Source organism: Streptomyces sp. A012304, from assembly GCF_026008495.1.
In the GTDB taxonomy this organism is placed as follows: Bacteria; Actinomycetota; Actinomycetes; order Streptomycetales; family Streptomycetaceae; genus Streptomyces.
The window spans coordinates 20,231-37,506 of the sequence record NZ_BQUN01000128.1 but is presented as its reverse complement, the minus strand read 5'-3'; the positions used below and the strand labels follow the sequence as shown (position 1 = coordinate 37,506).

The 17,276-nt window shown below is 70.6% G+C and carries 17 protein-coding genes; 5 read left to right on the top strand and 12 right to left on the bottom strand.

All coding sequences use genetic code 11. The annotated features are described in order from the left end of the window. Positions 1 to 56: 56 nt before the first annotated feature. On the top strand, positions 57 to 728 hold the full coding sequence (gene nucS, locus ALMP_RS32680; RefSeq protein ID WP_264935037.1) for an endonuclease NucS: 672 nt from the start codon (positions 57 to 59) through the stop codon (positions 726 to 728). Between the two features lie 58 nt (positions 729 to 786). Here the strand turns inward: nucS and ALMP_RS32675 are convergent, their stop codons facing one another. Beyond that, positions 787 to 3,291, bottom strand: coding sequence for an ATP-binding protein (locus ALMP_RS32675; RefSeq protein WP_264935036.1), 2,505 nt, complete (start codon positions 3,289 to 3,291; stop codon positions 787 to 789). A gap of 241 nt (positions 3,292 to 3,532) precedes the next feature. Further along, positions 3,533 to 3,856 carry an STAS domain-containing protein gene (locus ALMP_RS32670; protein ID WP_264935034.1) on the bottom strand — a complete coding sequence of 108 codons (324 nt, stop codon included), beginning with the start codon at positions 3,854 to 3,856 and terminating at the stop codon, positions 3,533 to 3,535. Between the two features lie 446 nt (positions 3,857 to 4,302). Here ALMP_RS32670 and ALMP_RS32665 point away from each other — a divergent pair, with 446 nt between their 5' ends. Further along, positions 4,303 to 4,875, top strand: a complete 573-nt coding sequence (locus ALMP_RS32665) for a cob(I)yrinic acid a,c-diamide adenosyltransferase (RefSeq protein ID WP_264935032.1) — start codon at positions 4,303 to 4,305, stop codon at positions 4,873 to 4,875. A 61-nt stretch (positions 4,876 to 4,936) separates the two neighbouring features. On the opposite strand, the gene ALMP_RS32660 is transcribed toward ALMP_RS32665, so the two are convergent. Further along, a complete protein-coding gene (locus tag ALMP_RS32660) occupies positions 4,937 to 5,521 on the bottom strand; it encodes a hypothetical protein (RefSeq protein WP_264935030.1) in 585 nt (194 codons plus the stop codon). Between the two features lie 152 nt (positions 5,522 to 5,673). On the opposite strand from ALMP_RS32660, the gene ALMP_RS32655 reads away from it, so the two are divergent. The 3 genes from ALMP_RS32655 (at position 5,674) to ALMP_RS32645 (ending at position 9,424) form a co-directional block, all read left to right on the top strand. Beyond that, positions 5,674 to 6,846, top strand: a complete 1,173-nt coding sequence (locus ALMP_RS32655) for a sensor histidine kinase (protein ID WP_264935029.1) — start codon at positions 5,674 to 5,676, stop codon at positions 6,844 to 6,846. Continuing rightward, a complete protein-coding gene (locus ALMP_RS32650; RefSeq protein ID WP_264935027.1) occupies positions 6,843 to 7,484 on the top strand; it encodes a response regulator transcription factor in 642 nt (213 codons plus the stop codon). The genes ALMP_RS32655 and ALMP_RS32650 overlap by 4 nt, the downstream gene beginning before the upstream one ends. Positions 7,485 to 7,600: 116 nt before the next feature. Further along, entirely contained in the window at positions 7,601 to 9,424 is a 1,824-nt protein-coding gene (locus ALMP_RS32645) for a glycoside hydrolase family 18 chitinase (protein ID WP_264935026.1), read from the top strand. Positions 9,425 to 9,438: 14 nt separating this feature from the next. Here ALMP_RS32645 and ALMP_RS32640 read toward each other — a convergent pair whose 3' ends face one another. From ALMP_RS32640 to atpB, 9 genes are all read right to left on the bottom strand, one after another. Further along, on the bottom strand, positions 9,439 to 9,885 hold the full coding sequence (locus ALMP_RS32640) for a DUF2550 domain-containing protein (RefSeq protein WP_264935024.1): 447 nt from the start codon (positions 9,883 to 9,885) through the stop codon (positions 9,439 to 9,441). Between the two features lie 144 nt (positions 9,886 to 10,029). Continuing rightward, positions 10,030 to 10,404, bottom strand: coding sequence for a F0F1 ATP synthase subunit epsilon (locus tag ALMP_RS32635; protein ID WP_264935022.1), 375 nt, complete (start codon positions 10,402 to 10,404; stop codon positions 10,030 to 10,032). A 126-nt stretch (positions 10,405 to 10,530) separates the two neighbouring features. After that, positions 10,531 to 11,967, bottom strand: coding sequence for a F0F1 ATP synthase subunit beta (atpD, locus tag ALMP_RS32630; RefSeq protein ID WP_264935021.1), 1,437 nt, complete (start codon positions 11,965 to 11,967; stop codon positions 10,531 to 10,533). Next, on the bottom strand, positions 11,967 to 12,884 hold the full coding sequence (locus ALMP_RS32625; protein WP_264935020.1) for a F0F1 ATP synthase subunit gamma: 918 nt from the start codon (positions 12,882 to 12,884) through the stop codon (positions 11,967 to 11,969). Before ALMP_RS32625 ends, atpD begins: the two co-directional genes overlap by 1 nt. Before the next feature lie 21 nt (positions 12,885 to 12,905). Next, on the bottom strand, positions 12,906 to 14,495 hold the full coding sequence (gene atpA / locus ALMP_RS32620) for a F0F1 ATP synthase subunit alpha (protein ID WP_264935019.1): 1,590 nt from the start codon (positions 14,493 to 14,495) through the stop codon (positions 12,906 to 12,908). Positions 14,496 to 14,622: 127 nt separating this feature from the next. Continuing rightward, the gene (locus tag ALMP_RS32615; RefSeq protein ID WP_264935017.1) at positions 14,623 to 15,444 is read right to left on the bottom strand and encodes a F0F1 ATP synthase subunit delta; all 822 of its coding nucleotides are present in this window, start codon (positions 15,442 to 15,444) and stop codon (positions 14,623 to 14,625) included. Further along, positions 15,441 to 15,989 (bottom strand): F0F1 ATP synthase subunit B, encoded by a 549-nt coding sequence (locus ALMP_RS32610; protein ID WP_264935016.1) that lies wholly within the window; start codon positions 15,987 to 15,989, stop codon positions 15,441 to 15,443. Before ALMP_RS32610 ends, ALMP_RS32615 begins: the two co-directional genes overlap by 4 nt. A 39-nt stretch (positions 15,990 to 16,028) precedes the next feature. Next, positions 16,029 to 16,265 carry an ATP synthase subunit C gene (locus ALMP_RS32605; RefSeq protein ID WP_010040161.1) on the bottom strand — a complete coding sequence of 79 codons (237 nt, stop codon included), beginning with the start codon at positions 16,263 to 16,265 and terminating at the stop codon, positions 16,029 to 16,031. Between the two features lie 77 nt (positions 16,266 to 16,342). Then, positions 16,343 to 17,113: a F0F1 ATP synthase subunit A gene (gene atpB / locus ALMP_RS32600; RefSeq protein ID WP_264935114.1), complete on the bottom strand. Its 771-nt coding sequence runs from the start codon at positions 17,111 to 17,113 to the stop codon at positions 16,343 to 16,345. Positions 17,114 to 17,276 lie beyond the last annotated feature (163 nt).

Genomic DNA, 17,276 nt, shown 5'->3' with positions numbered 1-17,276 from the left:
GGCCGACAGGTGGGCGAATCGCGCGGGCGGCGGGCCGTCGAGTAGCGTTGCCGACCATGCGTCTCGTCATCGCCCGGTGCTCCGTGGACTACGCGGGCCGGCTCACCGCCCACCTCCCCTCCGCCCCCCGTCTCATCCTGGTGAAGGCGGACGGCAGCGTCTCCATCCACGCGGACGACCGCGCCTACAAGCCCCTCAACTGGATGTCGCCGCCCTGCACGCTCAAGGAGGGCACGGGCGAGGAGGAAGGCGTCTGGACCGTCGTCAACAAGGCGGGGGAAAAGCTGATCATCACAATGGAGGAGATCCTCCACGACTCCTCGCACGAACTGGGCGTCGACCCCGGCCTGATCAAGGACGGCGTGGAAGCGCACCTCCAGGAACTGCTCGCCGACCGCATCGAGACGCTCGGTGAGGGCTACACGCTGATCCGCCGCGAGTACATGACGGCCATCGGGCCGGTCGACATCCTCTGCCGGGACGCGGAGGGGCAGACCGTCGCCGTCGAGATCAAGCGGCGCGGCGAGATCGACGGCGTCGAGCAGCTCACCCGCTACCTGGAGCTGTTGAACCGCGACCCGCATCTGGCGCCGGTGCGGGGCATCTTCGCCGCCCAGGAGATCAAGCCCCAGGCCCGTGTGCTCGCCACGGACCGCGGCATCGGCTGCGCGGTCCTGGACTACGACGCGCTGCGGGGCATCGAGGACGACAAGCTGCGGCTGTTCTGAGCGGTGTACGACGGTGAGGGCCGGGTTCTGGGAACCCGGCCCTCACCGTCGTCAGGGGTCAGATGACCGGGGGCGAGGCGTCCGGTGACTCCGACGTGCTCGAGGAGCTGATCGACGTGGCCGGGGTGCTGGCCGAGGCGGCGTCGCTGGCGGAGTTCGACGAGGAGGGGGACTCGCTGGGAGGCGTGGTCGACGGCTCCGCCGACGCCGACGGCGAGGGGGACTGGGAGCCGGTGCCGCCGCTGGGGGAGGCCGACGGGCTCGGCGACGGCGAGGATCCGCCGCTCGAGGACGGCTTCCCGGTGGGTGAGTCCGAGGGCGAGTTGTCCCCCGGCTCCTGCGAGCTGCTCGGCGAGTCCGAAGGGCGCGCCTCGTCCGTCGACGTCGGGTCGTCCGACGTCCCCATCGTCCCGTCCGGGCCCGGATCCGTCGGCCTGCTGGTCGCCTCCCCGGTGTCCCCGCCGCCGGTGTCCTCGCCCGGGGTCTCCGAGCCCGAGGCGCCGTCGTCGAGGCCGGTGCTGGCGGAGGGGTTGACGCCGACCCGGTCGGCGGGGTCGTTGGCGTCGTTGTTGGAGGTCGCGCCGAGGGTCACCACCGTGCCGAGGACGGCCACCAGCAGGGCGCCCGCGCCCACCGCCACCAGGTTGTACCTGGTCAGGCGGCGGATGCCGGTGCGGCCGCGGTGGGGCGTCACGGCGGAGGGCGGGCCGGTGACGAGGGTGGGGCCGGTGGTCGGGGCCGACGGCAGCGCCGCGGGGACCCCACGCGGCGGTGAGGCCGGTGCCTCGTTGCGGGTGACGGGCGCCTCCTCGGCGGCGGTGATCACCGCGAGGCCGGGGACGTCGCCCGAGCGGTCGGCGACCAGGGCGAGTGCGCGGCGGCCGGCGACGGTGCCGCGCTTGTCGGCGAGGGCGGAGCGCAGACCGAGGGAGGCCTCCAGCTCGGAGCGGGCCCGGTCGAGCTGTCCGGCGCACAGCGCGAGGACGCCCAGTTCGTGGTGGAAGTAGGCGCGGTCGGCGGGCTGCGCGGCGAGGCGGGCGGCCTCGGCGCCCTCGTGCAGCGACTGCTCCCAGGCGGACCAGTGCAGTCCGGCGGCGAACGCGGGCGCCGCGGTGCGGGCCAGCTCGACGGCGACGGCCTGCTCGCCGTCCTCGGGGCGGGTGGTCGCCGGGACGGTCACGGCCAGGGCGGCGAGCACGGCGTCGGCCTCGGCGCAGACCCGCTCGGGGGTGACCGAGGGGTGCCCGGCCCACCAGGCGTAGTGCTGGGCGGCGGTACGGGCCTGGGCGTCGGCGTCGTCGCCGTATCCGGCGGCCTCCAGCTGGGCCTGGACTCCGGCGGCGAGCCGGTAGCGGGGGCCGACCGGGGAGACGAGCCCGCAGGCGGCGAGTTCGCCGAGGGCGGCGTCGGCGTGGGTGTCGCCGACCAGGGCGGGCAGATGGGCCTGGTGGGGGACCTCGCCACCGAGGGCGACGGCGAGGCGCAGGGTGGCGCGGGCCGAGGCGCTGAGGCGGGCGGCGAGCAGCGGGGCGGGCGCGGCGGCCTCGCCCAGCGAGGGCAGGGGTATCTCCTCGGCCTCGCCGGCTCCGGCGCCGACGGGCGCGGTGAGCGGGCGGGCGTCCTCGAAGACACCGAACTCGTCGACGGCGTCGGCGCCGGCGCGCAGCCGGTCGCGCTGGCGCAGCAGGGCGCCGGCCTGGACGAAGCGCAGCGGCAGGCCCTCGGACTCGAACCAGAGGTCACCGGCCCAGTTGGACTCCTCCTCGGTGAGGAGGCGGCCGACGGCCCGCTCGATCACCTCGACGCCGCCCGCGCGGTCGAGGCCGCTGAGGGTGACCTCCTCGACGGTGGAGTCGGCGGAGGGTGCCGGGGTGTCGGGGGTGGCGCCGAGCAGGAAGGCGCACTCGGGGGTGGCGTCGAGCAGCTCGTCGAGGGCGGCGCCGCCGAACTCCAGGTCGTCGACGACGACGACCGCGCCGATCTCGCGGACCAGGGCGCGCAGTTCGTCGTCCTCGGGGCGGTGGAGCGGGGCGTCGTAGACGGCGTGGAAGAGGTCGTGCAGGACGTCGGCCGGGGTGCGGCGGTGGCCGGTGAGACGGACGACACCGTCGGGGGCGAGGTCCGCGCAGTCCTCGGCGACGAGGTCGAGGAGGCTGGTGCGGCCGGAGCCGGCCGGGCCGGTGAGACGGACGGTGCGGCCGCGGGCGAGCAGGCGGACCAGCTGTTCGCGCTCTTCCTGGCGGCCCAGGAGCGGCTGCGCGGGCTGGGCGGATCCGGCCGGGACGGGGGGCCGGGCGGCGCGGTCGGCCTCGGCGCGCTCCTCGGGGCCGCGCTTCGCGGGCCGCCCGGGGCGCTCGGTGGGCGGGCACAGCTCGATCTCGCTGCCGTCGATGGGGTTGACGGTGAGGAGGTGGTCCCCGCTGAAGAGCCGTACGGTGCGGGCGGGAGCCGGGGTGTGCGGCGTGAAGTCGGGTGTCAGGGCGTCCCTGGGCGGGCGCGGGCGCGGCGTGTGGCCGTCGCCGTCGTGGCCGTACTCCTCGGGGCCCCGGGTGTTCGGGTCCATAGCTCCAAGCCCCCCAAAAGCGTCGTGTGGCGGTAGCCCCTCCCGGCCTTGCTGCACACTGCGCTGTCGCTTCTGGTCCGGTGCCCGCCAGAGGGATGCGGGCGGCGGGCAGACGAACCGTAAACCTTCGCACAGTATCTACGACAGCCCGGGGTGCCGTGCCGTCCGAGACGTCACAGTCCGGTGAGGATTGCGCCCGTCGCGCTGTTGCGCCGCAGGCCACCCCCCGTCCACCCCGTCGTCAGACCCGGGGCAGGGACTCCGCCGCGATGCCGCCCTCGATGGCGAGGATCCGGTGCAGGCGGGTGGCCACCAGCAGGCGCTGCATCTGGGGCGGTACGCCGCGCAGGACGAGGCGGCGGCCGCAGCGGCCGGCCCTGCGGTGGACTCCCATGATGACGCCGAGGCCGGTGGCGTCCCAGGAGTCGAGTTCGGACAGGTCGAGCACCAGGTCGCCGACGCCGTCGTCGACGGCCGTGTGCAGGACCGTACGGGCGTCCGCCGCGCTGCGGACGTCGAGGCGGCCCCCGACGACCAGCTCGACGTGGTCGCCCCTGATGTACATAGCGCTCCCCTAAGCGTGCGTCTCGTGCTCCGCGGTGTGCTGTCCGGTGTTGCATCCTCTGACTGCGTGAAGCGGTCGGAGGTTGCCGTCTGTGAGCGAACCGATACCGAATTCACTCGCAGGGGTGAGGCCTGTGGGGCCTGTGCGGATCCGGTGCCTGTAGAGCCCTGCCCGCTCCCGCGTCCGATGTCACCGGTGTCAGCCGTCCGGAGCATCGGTGGCCCTGTCGCCCTCCCGTGCCTCTCGGCCGGACACTAGCGGGCGTGAGGCGCTGTGCGACCGGTTAGTAACGCGTTTCACGTCTCAGCGCGTGAGACACCGGTCACGTCGTCAATTCCTGCCGGATTCGCCCCGATCCGCGCCTCCTGGCCGACCGGTCCGCGCCTCCTGACCGGCCGTGACGAAGGGAACGGAACGGATCCGGGGGAACGGTCTAGATTGGCCGCATGGTCAATCTGACGCGCATCTACACCAGGACCGGCGACCAGGGCACCACGGCCCTCGGCGACATGAGCCGGGTCCCCAAGACCGACCTGCGCATCGCGGCGTACGCCGACGTCAACGAGGCGAACGCGGTGATCGGCACGGCCATCGCGCTGGGCGGGCTCGACGAGGAGATCGTCAAGGTCCTCACCCGCGTGCAGAACGATCTGTTCGACGTGGGCGCCGACCTGTCGACGCCGGTGGAGGAGGAGCCGGAGTTCCCGCCCCTGCGGGTCGAGCAGTTCTACATCGACAAACTGGAGGCCGACTGCGACCGCTTCAACGCGGAGCTGGAGAAGCTCCGGTCGTTCATCCTGCCCGGCGGCACCCCGGGCGCGGCCCTGCTGCACCAGGCCTGCACGGTCGTCCGGCGGGCCGAGCGCTCCACGTGGGCCGCGCTGGAGCCGCTCGGCGAGATGATGAACCCGCTGACCGCGACCTACCTCAACCGGCTGTCGGACCTGCTGTTCATCCTGGCCCGCACCGCCAACAAGGAAGTCGGGGACGTGCTGTGGGTGCCGGGCGGGGAGCGCTGAGCGCTCCCCGGTGGGTGCCGCGACGGGCCGTCGTCCGTCCACCCGCCCGTCGCGGCCGGGCTCAGCGCCGGGCTGCCTCTTTCCCCGCCTCGGCGGCCGGCTGCTCGGCGGTCTCGGGGGCCTTGCGGGGCCAGATCGTGTACGACAGGGCGATCAGGCCGTAGATGCCGACCGTGCGCAGGGCCACCCACTGGAACGAGCGCAGCGAGCTGACGTCGCCGGAGTCGCCGACGTACCAGACGGCGAGCTGGAGCAGGGCCAGGGCGACGGCCGCGCCGTACACGGCCCGCAGCCACAGCTTCGCCTCGTGGCGGGCGCGGGCGCGGCCGTAGCGGGGTGGCTTGGGCGGGGGCGGGGCACCGCCGAGACGGTGCGCGGCGTGGCCGTCGAGCCAGCGGATGGTGTAGTGGCCGAAGGCGACGGTGTAGCCGATGTACAGGGCCGCCAGGCCGTGCTCCCAGCCGGGCTCGGCGCCGTTCCTCAGGTCGACGGCCGTCGCGACGAACAGCACCAGCTCCAGCACCGGCTCGCACAACAGCAGGACCACGCTCGTACGGCGCCACTTCAGCAGGTACCGGACGGCCAGGCCCAGTGCCAGCAGGACCCAGAAGCCGATCTCACAGGCGGCGATCAACCAGACGATCACGGTTCGCTCCTCTCGCTCACCCTTTCAGCCTCCGGTGCCGGGCGCCCGGAATCGTCGTCGCCGGTGACGAACCTCCGGTACATCGAAAGATGCAGTCCGGGACCCTCCCGCGGCATCAGGCGGGTGCGGCGCGGGCCGTGTTGGATGGGGCCATGGCCGTACCGCTCCCCCGTCCGCACCGCTTCGACGTGTACGCCGCCGTCGCCGGGCTGCTCGGCGGGCTGGTCCTGTGGGGCACAGGTCTGGCAACCCGCCCGCGCGGCGAGCCGATCGTGCTCTTCGAGGGCCGCTGGGCGGTTCTGCCGCCACTGCTGGTGATGGCCGGCTGCGAGCTGCTGCGCCGGTCCGCCCCGCGGCTGGCCCTGCTGGCCGGCACGGCCGCGCTGACCATGGACACCGTCACCCAGGGCGATGTGGCCACGCTCCTGATGTACACCGACCTGATGTACGCGGCCGTCCTGTACGGCCCGCTCCCCTCGGCCCGTCGCATCCCGGTGACCACGGGACTGCTGACGCTCGTCTCCACGATCGTGCCGTTCGCGGTGTGGCGGGTGCCCGAGGCGCTGCTGATCGGGGTGGCGGTGGGCGTGGTGACGTTCGCGCCCGCGTCCACGGGGCTGATCGTCCGCAACCACCGGGACGCCGCCGAGGCCGCCCGGCTGCGCGCCGAACAGACCGCGCTGCTCGCCGAGATGGACCGCGTCCAGGCGGTGACCGCCGAGCGGGCGAGGATGGCGCGGGAGTTGCACGACATGGTCGCCAACCATCTGTCGGCGATCGCGATCCACTCCACGGCCGCGCTGTCCATCGACGATCCGGGCACGTCCAAGGAGGCGCTGGTGGTGATCCGGGAGAACAGCGTGGAGGGACTCGCGGAGATGCGGCGGCTCATCCAGATCCTGCGGGACTCCGGCGACGACTCGGAGCCGGCCGCCGCCCCGACGCTCGACGGCATCGGGGCGCTGGTGGCGGGGGCCCGCGTCAACGGGCTCGACGTCACCCTGGACGCCCCGCCCCTCTCGGTGCCCGCCCCGGTGGAGCTCGCCGCCTACCGGATCGTGCAGGAGTCCCTGACCAACGCCCTCAAGCACGCCTGCCCCGGCCGGGTCACCGTCGAGCTGGCCCACCGGGACGGGGTGCTCGACGTGCGGGTGACCAGCCCGTACGGTCACCGGGACGGCCCGCGCGCGCCCGGTTCGGGGGCCGGACTGGTCGGGATGCGGGAGCGGGCCGCCCTGTTGGGGGGCACGTTCACGGCCGGACCGGAGGGCGCCATGTGGGCCGTACGCGCCGCACTCCCCGTCAGTGAAGGAGACTTTGCATGATCCGCGTCCTGGTCGCCGAGGACCAGTCCGCCGTCCGCGCGGGGCTGGTGCTGATCCTGCGCAGCGCGCCCGACATCGAGGTGGTCGCGGAGGCGGCGGACGGGGAGCAGGCGGTGGCGCTGGCCCGGGAGCGGCGGCCGGACCTGGTGCTGATGGACATTCAGATGCCACGCCTGGACGGGGTGTCGGCGACCCGTCAGGTGGTCGAGGAAGGGCTCGCGGACGTTCTCGTCCTGACCACCTTCGACCTCGACGCGTATGTGTTCGGGGCGTTGCGGGCCGGGGCGGCGGGGTTCCTGCTGAAGAACACCGAGGCGAAGGACCTCATCGAGGCGGTCCGCACGGTCGCGCGGGGCGAGGGCGTCGTCGCGCCGGCCGTGACCCGGCGGCTCATCGCCGAGTTCGCGGCCCGTCCGGCGCGGGGGCCGAAGGCCGACCCGGCGGTCCTGGAGACGCTGACCCGGCGGGAGCGCGAGGTGCTGTCCTGCCTGGGTGAGGGACTGTCCAACGCGGGGATCGCGGAGCGCCTGGACATGGCGGAGGCGACGGTGAAGACGCACGTCAGCAGGGTGCTGGCCAAGCTGGAGCTGCGCAGCCGGGTGCAAGCGGCCGTGCTGGCGCAGGAGTTGGGGATCTAGCTCCGCTTCCGGGCGAGTGGTCCAGACCTATTGACCCATGGTCCAGACCTTTCTATTCTCGCGGCACCGTGGGCGTGAAGGCTCAGTTACGCCCCCAACCCCCGAGGAGGCGCAGCATGCGCTTCAGACACCGAGCGGCGGCCGGGTTCGCCACCCTGCTGCTCCCCCTGGCCGGCCTGGTCGGTCTCGCGAGCCCCGCACAGGCCGCGCCATCCGCGACCGCCACCTACAGCAAGCCCCAGGACTGGGGCACCGGCTTCGAGGGCAAGTGGACGGTGAAGAACACCGGCACCACCACCCTCACCTCCTGGACCGTCGAGTGGGACTTCCCCTCCGGCACGTCCGTCACCTCCGCCTGGGACGCGGACGTCACCTCCTCCGGCACCCACTGGACCGCGAAGAACAAGTCCTGGAACGGCACCCTCGCCCCCGGCGCCTCCGTCTCCTTCGGCTTCAACGGCTCCGGCTCCGGCTCGCCCTCGAACTGCAAGCTCAACGGCGGCGGCTGCGACGGCACCTCGGTCCCCGGTGACGCGGCGCCCTCCGCGCCGGGCACCCCCACCACCTCCGCCGTCACCGACCACTCGGTGAAGCTCACCTGGAGCGCCGCCACCGACGACAAGAGCGTCAAGAACTACGACGTGCTGCGCGACGGTGCCAGGGTCGCCACCGTGACGACCACCTCGTACACGGACACCGGGCTGACCGCCGGCACCGACTACTCCTACACCGTCCAGGCCCGCGACACCGCCGACCAGACCGGCCCGGTCAGCGGCTCCGTCGCCGTGCGCACCACCGGCGGCACCACCGAGCCCCCGCCCACCGGCAAGAAGATCAAGCTCGGCTACTTCACCGAGTGGGGCGTCTACGGCCGCAACTACCACGTCAAGAACCTGGTGACCTCCGGCTCCGCGGCGAAGATCACCCACATCAACTACGCGTTCGGCAACGTCAAGAACGGCCAGTGCGTCGTCGACGACACCTACGCCGCCTACGACAAGGCCTACACCGCCGACCAGTCCGTCAGCGGCGTCGCCGACACCTGGGACCAGCCGCTGCGCGGCAACTTCAACCAGCTGCGCCAGCTGAAGGCCAAGTACCCGCACATCAAGGTGCTGTACTCGTTCGGCGGCTGGACCTACTCCGGCGGCTTCGCGCAGGCCGCCGCCAACCCGGCCGCCTTCGCCGCGTCCTGCAAGGCCGTGGTGGAGGACCCGCGCTGGGCGGACGTCTTCGACGGCATCGACATCGACTGGGAGTACCCGAACGCCTGCGGCCTGACCTGCGACACCTCCGGCCCCGCGGCCTTCAGGAACCTGATGCAGGGGCTGCGCTCGGCCTTCGGTCCGAACTACCTCGTCACCGCCGCCATCACCGCCGACGGCTCCTCCGGCGGCAAGATCGACGCGGCCGACTACGGCGGCGCCTCCGCGTACGCCGACTGGTACAACGTGATGACGTACGACTACTTCGGCGCCTGGGCGAACACCGGCCCGACCGCCCCGCACTCGCCGCTCACCTCCTACGCCGGCATCCCGACCGCCGGCTTCAACTCCGCCGACGCGATCGCCAAGCTCAAGGCGAAGGGCGTCCCCTCCGCCAAACTGCTGCTCGGCATCGGCTTCTACGGCCGCGGCTGGACCGGCGTCACCCAGTCCGCCCCCGGTGGCACGGCGACCGGCGCCGCACCCGGCACCTACGAGGCCGGCATCGAGGACTACAAGGTCCTGAAGAACTCCTGCCCGGCCACCGGCACCGTCGCCGGCACGGCATACGCCCACTGCGGCGGCAACTGGTGGTCCTACGACACTCCGTCGACCATCACCGGGAAGATGACCTGGGCCAGGAACCAGGGCCTGGGCGGCGCGTTCTTCTGGGAGTTCAGCGGTGACACCGCGAACGGGGAGCTGGTGAGCGCCATCAACAGCGGGCTGTCGTAACCCTTTTCGAAGGCTCAGGCGACATTGACGCGCTGACCGGGCGGGGCTGCTTCCAGCCACGCGAGGAATCCGGTCAGCGCGTCCTCGCTCATGGCGAGTTCCACCCGCGTACCCCGGTGCAGACAGGCCAGGATCACCGCGTCGGAGAGCAGCGCCAGCTCCTCCTCGCCCTCGGGCAGGCGACGCCCGGCCACCTCGATCGAGGCGCGCTCCAGGATGCGGCGCGGGCGGTAGGCGTAGGAGAAGACGCGGTACCACTCGATGCGGTCGCCGTTGTAGCGGGCGACGCCATAGCTCCAGCCCTTGCCGGAGGTGTCCGGTTTATCCGGGACGTCCCAGCGCAGGGAACAGTCGAAGGTACCGCCGGAGCGCTGGATGAGTCTCCGGCGCAGCCCGAACACGAACAGCCCCAGCACCACCAGGGCCACGACGATTCCGCACACAGTCAGAGCGAGGACCATCGACACCGACCTCCTCGTCTCCTAGGTACCTTCAATTCAGGTAACGGAACGGAAAAAACATCCAAATCTGCCTCAGCCGCGGCCGGCTCCGGATCGCTCCGGTGCCGGCCGCGGCTGAGTGACGTCATCACACGGCGAGCTGGGTCAGCTCGCCGCCGCCGCACGCAGTCGTACGTCCGCACGGCGCTCGGCGGTGGCGTCGCCCTCCGCCTTCGCGCGCTCCAGCTCGCGCTCCGCGCGCTGGACGTCGATCTCGTCCGACAGCTCGGCGACCTCGGCGAGCAACGACAGCTTGTTGTCCGCGAACGAGATGAAACCGCCGTGCACCGCGGCGACGACCGTCCCACCGTCACTCGTACGGATGGTCACCGGGCCCGACTCCAGCACACCGAGCAGCGGCTGGTGACCGGGCATGACGCCGATGTCGCCGGACGTGGTGCGCGCGACGACCAGGGTGGCCTCGCCGGACCAGACCTCTCGGTCGGCCGCGACCAGCGCGACGTGCAGCTCAGCAGCCAAGGTGGCTCCTCGGGTCACCACCCGGCGGGTATGCCGGGTGTTGGTTACAAGTCTAGTAGGCGTGAGAGAGGGGGCGGGACGAACCCCGCCCCCTCACCAAGAGCACAAGGCTCACGAGCAACCGCGTCAGGAGACGCCGAGCTCCTTCGCGTTCTTCTTCAGGTCCTCGAGACCACCGCACATGAAGAACGCCTGCTCCGGGAAGTGGTCGTACTCGCCGTCGCAGATCGCGTTGAAGGCCGCGATCGACTCGTCCAGCGGGACGTCCGACCCGTCGACGCCGGTGAACTGCTTGGCGACGTGGGTGTTCTGGGACAGGAAGCGCTCCACGCGACGGGCACGGTGGACGACGAGCTTGTCCTCCTCGCCCAGCTCGTCGATACCGAGGATCGCGATGATGTCCTGGAGGTCCTTGTACTTCTGCAGGATCGTCTTGACGCGCATGGCGGCGTCGTAGTGGTCCTGCGCGATGTAGCGCGGGTCCAGGATGCGGGACGTGGAGTCCAGCGGGTCCACGGCCGGGTAGATGCCCTTCTCGGAGATCGGACGGGAGAGAACCGTCGTCGCGTCGAGGTGGGCGAAGGTGGTGGCCGGGGCCGGGTCGGTCAGGTCGTCCGCGGGGACGTAGATCGCCTGCATCGAGGTGATCGAGTGACCACGGGTCGAGGTGATGCGCTCCTGGAGGAGACCCATCTCGTCGGCCAGGTTCGGCTGGTAACCCACCGCGGAGGGCATACGGCCGAGCAGGGTCGACACCTCGGAGCCCGCCTGGGTGAAGCGGAAGATGTTGTCGATGAAGAACAGCACGTCCTGCTTCTGGACGTCACGGAAGTACTCGGCCATGGTCAGGCCGGCCAGCGCGACGCGCAGACGGGTGCCCGGGGGCTCGTCCATCTGACCGAAGACCAGGGCGGTCTTGTCGATGACGCCCGAGTCCGACATCTCCTCGATGAGGTCGTTGCCCTCACGGGTGCGCTCACCGACACCGGCGAACACGGAGACACCGTCGTGGTTGTTGGCGACGCGGTAGATCATCTCCTGGATGAGCACCGTCTTGCCGACGCCGGCACCACCGAACAGACCGATCTTGCCGCCCTTGACGTACGGGGTCAGCAGGTCGATGACCTTGACGCCGGTCTCGAACATCTCGGTCTTCGACTCGAGCTCGTCGAAGTTCGGGGCCTTGCGGTGGATGGACCAGCGCTCGCCCTCGTACTGCTCGTCGACGTTCAGCACCTCACCGAGGGTGTTGAACACCTTGCCCTTGGTGAAGTCGCCGACCGGGACGGTGATGCCCGTGCCCGTGTCGGTGACCGCGGCCTGGCGGACCAGACCGTCGGTGGGCTGCATGGAGATGGTGCGGACCAGGCCGTCACCCAGGTGCTGGGCGACCTCCAGGGTCAGGATCTTCTTCTCGCCCGCGTTCGCCGGGTCGGCGACCTCGACGTGGAGGGCGTTGTAGATCTCCGGCATCGCGTCGACGGGGAACTCCACGTCGACGACCGGGCCGATGACCCGGGCGACGCGGCCCGTAGCCGTCGCGGTCTCAACAGTGGTGGTCATTAGCGGTCACTCCCCGCGGTCGCGTCGGCCAGGGCGCTCGCGCCACCGACGATCTCGCTGATTTCCTGGGTGATTTCGGCCTGGCGGGCCGCGTTGGCAAGCCGGGACAGCGTCTCGATGAGCTCTCCGGCGTTGTCGGTGGCCGACTTCATCGCGCGCCGCGTGGCGGCGTGCTTGGAGGCGGCCGACTGGAGGAGCGCGTTGTAGACGCGGCTCTCCACATAGCGGGGCAGCAGGGCGTCGAGGACGTCCTCCGCCGACGGCTCGAAGTCGTACAGCGGAAGGATCTCGCCCTTCGGCGCCGCTTCCTTCGCCACCTCGTCGAGGCTGAGCGGCAGCAGGCGGTCGTCGAGCGCCGTCTGCGTCATCATCGAGACGAACTCGGTGAAGACGATGTGGATCTCGTCCACGCCGCCGTCGGCCGTGTCCTTCTCGATGGCCTCGATCAGCGGGGCCGCGACCTTCTTGGCGTCCGCGTACGACGGCTCGTCGGTGAAGCCGGTCCACGACTCCGCGACCTTGCGCTCACGGAAGTTGTAGTGGGCGACACCGCGCCGGCCGACGATGTACGTGTCGACCTGCTTGCCCTCGCGCTCCAGCCGCTCGGTGAGCTGCTCCGCGGCCTTGATGGCGTTGGAGTTGAAGGCACCGGCGAGACCACGGTCGCTGGTCAGGAGCAGCACCGCGGACCGCGTGACCTGCTCGGCCTGCGTGGTCAGCGGGTGCTTGGTGTTCGACCCGGTACCGACCGCCGTGACCGCGCGGGTCAGTTCCTGCGCGTACGGCGTGGAGGCCGCCACCTTGCGCTGCGCCTTGACGACGCGCGAGGCGGCGATCATTTCCATCGCCTTCGTGATCTTCTTGGTCGCGGTGACGGTTCGGATGCGACGCTTGTAGACCCGGAGCTGAGCTCCCATGAGTCAGGTCCCTTCCTTACGTCACTTGGCGGTGGACGGAGCGTCTTCGCCAAGCAGCTTGCCGTCCGAGGTCTCGAACTGCTTCTTGAACTCCGCGACGGCGTCGTCGATCGCCTGGATGGTGTCGTCCGACATCTTGGCGCCCTCCTTGATGGAGGTCATGAGGCCCTGCTCCTTGCGGTGCAGGTACTCCAGGAGCTCCTTCTCGAAGCGGCGGATGTCGACGACCGGGACCTCGTCCATCTTGCCGTTGGTGCCGGCCCAGATGGAGACGACCTGGTCCTCGGTGGCCATCGGCTGGTACTGGGCCTGCTTCAGCAGCTCGACCATGCGCTGACCGCGCTCCAGCTGCGCCTTCGACGCGGCGTCCAGGTCGGAACCGAAGGCGGCGAAGGCCTCCAGCTCACGGAACTGGGCGAGGTCGACGCGGAGACGGCCGGAGACCTGGCGCATCGCCTTGTGCTGCGCGGAACCACCGACTCGGGAGACGGAGATACCGACGTTCAGCGCGGGACGCTGACCGGCGTTGAACAGGTCCGACTCCAGGAAGCACTGGCCGTCGGTGATGGAGATGACGTTGGTCGGGATGAACGCCGAGACGTCGTTGGCCTTGGTCTCGACGATCGGCAGACCGGTCATCGAGCCGGCGCCCATGTCGTCGGAGAGCTTCGCGCAGCGCTCCAGCAGACGGGAGTGCAGGTAGAAGACGTCGCCCGGGTAGGCCTCGCGGCCCGGCGGGCGGCGCAGCAGCAGCGACACGGCGCGGTAGGCGTCGGCCTGCTTCGACAGGTCGTCGAAGATGATCAGGACGTGCTTGCCCTCGTACATCCACTGCTGGCCGATGGCCGAACCGGTGTACGGGGCGAGGTACTTGAAGCCGGCCGGGTCGGACGCCGGGGCGGCGACGATGGTCGTGTACTCCAGCGCGCCGTTCTCCTCCAGCGCGCGGCGGACCGACGCGATGGTCGAGCCCTTCTGGCCGATGGCGACGTAGATGCAGCGGACCTGCTTCTTCGGGTCGCCCGAGCGCCAGTTGTCGCGCTGGTTGATGATCGTGTCGACGGCCAGGGCGGTCTTGCCGGTCTGGCGGTCACCGATGATCAGCTGACGCTGACCACGGCCGATCGGGGTCATCGCGTCGACGGCCTTGTAGCCGGTCTCCATCGGCTCGTGCACCGACTTGCGCTGCATGACCGTGGGGGCCTGCAGCTCGAGGGCGCGGCGGCCGGACGTCTCGATCTCGCCGAGGCCGTCGATCGGGTTGCCGAGCGGGTCGACGACGCGGCCGAGGTAGCCCTCGCCCACCGCGACGGAGAGGACCTCACCGGTACGGGTGACCGGCTGACCCTCCTCGATGCCGCTGAACTCACCGAGGACGATGGCGCCGATCTCGCGCTCTTCCAGGTTGAGCGCGAGGCCGAGGGTGCCGTCCTCGAACTTCAGCAGTTCGTTGGCCATGGCCGAGGGCAGACCCTCGACCTTCGCGATGCCGTCGCCGGCAAGGGTGACCGTACCGACCTCCTCGCGCGAGGCCGCGTCCGGCTTGTACGACTGGACGAAGGTCTCCAGTGCGTCCCGGATCTCCTCCGGCCGGATCGTGAGCTCCGCCATCTGGGTTCCCTGCTCTCCTTGTTGGGCCCGAAGTTTCTTTGGGGGATCTGGGGGCTCCCCCCAGAAACTTTGCATCCTCTGCACGGCCCAACCAGGGCCGTAGGTACTACTACGTGTTGAGTTGCTGCTAGCTCGCCATGCGGCGGGCGGCGTCCTCGATGCGGTCCGCGAGGGAGCCGTTGATCACCTCGTCACCGACCTGCACCCGGATCCCGCCGAGGACCTCGGGGTCCACGTCGAGGTTGAGGTGCATCTGACGGCCGTAGAGCTTCGCCAGGGCGGCGCCCAGGCGCTGCTTCTGTCCGTCGCTCAGCGGCACCGCGGACGTGACCACGGCCACGACACGGTCCCGGCGCTCGGCGGCGAGCTTGGACAGGGACTCGAGTCCCGTCTCCAGGCTACGTCCCCGCGGCGCGGTCACGAGGCGCGTCACCAGACGTCCGGTGGCCGCGTCGGCGCGGCCACCGAGCAGGCTGCGCAGCAGCTCACTCTTGGCCGAGGCGGTGGCCTTCCGGTCGGTCAGCGCGGCGCGCAGCTCGGTGTTCGAGGAGATGATCCGGCCGAAGCGGAACAGCTCGTCCTCGACGTCGTCGAGCGTGCCGGCCTGCTGCGCGGCGGTGAGGTCAGCGGTGTTCGCCAGCTCCTCCAGCGCGTCCACCAGGTCGCGCGACTGCGACCAGCGGGAGCGCACCAGACCGGCCACCAGGTCGGCGGTCGTGCCGCTGATCTGGCTGCCGAGCAGACGCTGGGCCAGCTCGGCCTTGGCCTCACCGGCCTGCGCCGGGTCGGTGAGGACCCGACGCAGCGACACCTCGCGGTCGAGCAGCGCGGTGACGGCCGCCAGCTCGGCGGCGAGCTGCGCCGCGTCCACGGACGTGGAGTCCGTCAGCGCGTCAAGACGCTCGCGTGCGGCGCCGGCAGCCTCGCGGCTCGCTCCGTGCGCTGTCATCGAGCCGCCTCGGCCTTCTCCTCGAGCTCGTCGAGGAAGCGGTCGATGACGCGGCTCTGCCGGGCGTGGTCCTCGAGGGACTCACCGACGAGCTTGCCGGCCAGTTCGGTGGCGAGCTTGCCGACGTCCTGGCGCAGCGCGGACGCGGCGGCCTTGCGGTCGGCCTCGATCTGGGTGTGGCCCGCGGCGACGATCTCCTCGCGCTGCCGCTGGCCTTCCGCGCGCATCTCGGCGATGAGCGCGGCGCCCTGCTCCTGCGCCTCCTGGCGCAGACGCGCGGCTTCGTGCCGGGCCTCGGCGAGCTGAGCCTTGTACTGCTCAAGGACGCTCTGGGCCTCCACCTTCATGGCGTCGGCCTCTTCGATACCGCCTTCGATCGCCGCGCGGCGCTCCTCCAGAACCTTGTTGATGTTCGGAAGCAGCTTCTTCCAGAAGAAGAAGAACACGATGGCGAAGGCGATGGTGCCGACGAGCAGCTCGGGGCCGGGGGGCAGAAGGGGGTTCTGCTCCTCCGTAGCCGCCAGCTGTACCAGGTTGGCGATCACATCAGTGCCTTTCGTCGAAACGTGTCGGTGAGTAGGGAATTACTGACCGAACACGAACGGCATGACGATGCCGATGAGGGCGAGCGCCTCGCAGAAGGCGAAGCCCAGGATCTGGTTGGCGCGGATCAGGCCGGCGGCCTCGGGCTGACGGGCCAGGGCCTGGGTGCCGTTGCCGAAGATGATGCCGACGCCGATGCCGGGGCCGATGGCGGAGAGGCCGTAGCCGATGGAGCCGAGCGAACCGGAGACAGCGGCGAGGGTCTCAGTGGCAGCCATGCTGATTCTTCCTTCTCTTTCACGGACCGGCGGGGGTTGGCCACCGGACGTTCTTGGGACTTGTGGGGCAGGGTGGCTCAGTGGTGCTCGGCGAGAGCGCCCTGGATGTACGTGCAGGCGAGGAGCACGAAGACGTAGGCCTGGACGGCCTGCACGAAAAGCTCGAAGCCGATCATGGCGATCGTCATGATGAAGGAGATGCCGGCCGCCGGGACCATCCAGCTGTTCAGCAGGTACCAGGAGGCGACGGTGAACATGACCAGCATCAGGTGGCCGGCGAACATGTTGGCGAAGAGTCGCACCGCGTGCGTGAACGGCCGGACGAGCAGGTTCGAGAAGAACTCGATGACCATCACGAGCGGCAGCACCGGGCCGAGCGACTTGTCGTAGCCGGTGATGTTCTTGAAGAACCCGACGAACCCGTGCCGCTTGAAGGTCAGCGAGACCCAGACGACGTAGACGATGGCCGCCAGCACCGCCGGGAAGGCGATGATCGAGGAGACCGGGAACTGCGCCAGCGGGATCACGGACCAGATGTTCATGATCCAGATGAAGAAGAACAGCGAGACCATGAGCGGGACGTACTTCTCGCCCTCACGCTTGCCGAGGGTCTCGTAGACGATGCCGCGGCGTACGAAGTCGTAGCCGGCCTCGCCGATCATCTGGAGCTTGCCCGGGACGACCTTGGCCTTGCCGAAGGCCGCCCAGAAGAAGCTGACGACCAGCAGGGTGGTGATGATGGCGAGCAGCATCACCTTGTTGAACTCGAACCCGCCGACGTGGCCGATCGGCTTGAAGAGGAACGAGTGCAGGCCGGGAGCCGGGAAGCCACAGCCGTTGTCGGACATGATCCGACAGCTCCAGTCAAAGGCGAGCTGGGTCTGGTCAGCACTCACCACGGGCTCCTTCGGCGTGACGCATGGGTACGGCAACCTCGTTGTGTCGGCGCGGCGCGCAGCCGCGGATCGGCACCGGACTGGTGTTTCGGATGTGGGGGCGGCTGGGGGGCAT

Coding starts and splice junctions, on each gene's coding strand:
- atpB (WP_264935114.1), bottom strand. CDS start 17,113: ATGTCCGACAACGGCTGTGGCTTCCCGGCTCCCGGCCTGCACTCGTTC.
- ALMP_RS32625 (WP_264935020.1), bottom strand. CDS start 12,884: ATGGGAGCTCAGCTCCGGGTCTACAAGCGTCGCATCCGAACCGTCACC.
- atpD (WP_264935021.1), bottom strand. CDS start 11,967: ATGACCACCACTGTTGAGACCGCGACGGCTACGGGCCGCGTCGCCCGG.
- nucS (WP_264935037.1), top strand. CDS start 57: ATGCGTCTCGTCATCGCCCGGTGCTCCGTGGACTACGCGGGCCGGCTC.
- ALMP_RS32650 (WP_264935027.1), top strand. CDS start 6,843: ATGATCCGCGTCCTGGTCGCCGAGGACCAGTCCGCCGTCCGCGCGGGG.
- ALMP_RS32670 (WP_264935034.1), bottom strand. CDS start 3,856: ATGTACATCAGGGGCGACCACGTCGAGCTGGTCGTCGGGGGCCGCCTC.
- atpA (WP_264935019.1), bottom strand. CDS start 14,495: ATGGCGGAGCTCACGATCCGGCCGGAGGAGATCCGGGACGCACTGGAG.
- ALMP_RS32675 (WP_264935036.1), bottom strand. CDS start 3,291: ATGGACCCGAACACCCGGGGCCCCGAGGAGTACGGCCACGACGGCGAC.
- ALMP_RS32655 (WP_264935029.1), top strand. CDS start 5,674: ATGGCCGTACCGCTCCCCCGTCCGCACCGCTTCGACGTGTACGCCGCC.
- ALMP_RS32645 (WP_264935026.1), top strand. CDS start 7,601: ATGCGCTTCAGACACCGAGCGGCGGCCGGGTTCGCCACCCTGCTGCTC.
- ALMP_RS32615 (WP_264935017.1), bottom strand. CDS start 15,444: ATGACAGCGCACGGAGCGAGCCGCGAGGCTGCCGGCGCCGCACGCGAG.
- ALMP_RS32605 (WP_010040161.1), bottom strand. CDS start 16,265: ATGGCTGCCACTGAGACCCTCGCCGCTGTCTCCGGTTCGCTCGGCTCC.
- ALMP_RS32640 (WP_264935024.1), bottom strand. CDS start 9,885: ATGGTCCTCGCTCTGACTGTGTGCGGAATCGTCGTGGCCCTGGTGGTG.
- ALMP_RS32665 (WP_264935032.1), top strand. CDS start 4,303: ATGGTCAATCTGACGCGCATCTACACCAGGACCGGCGACCAGGGCACC.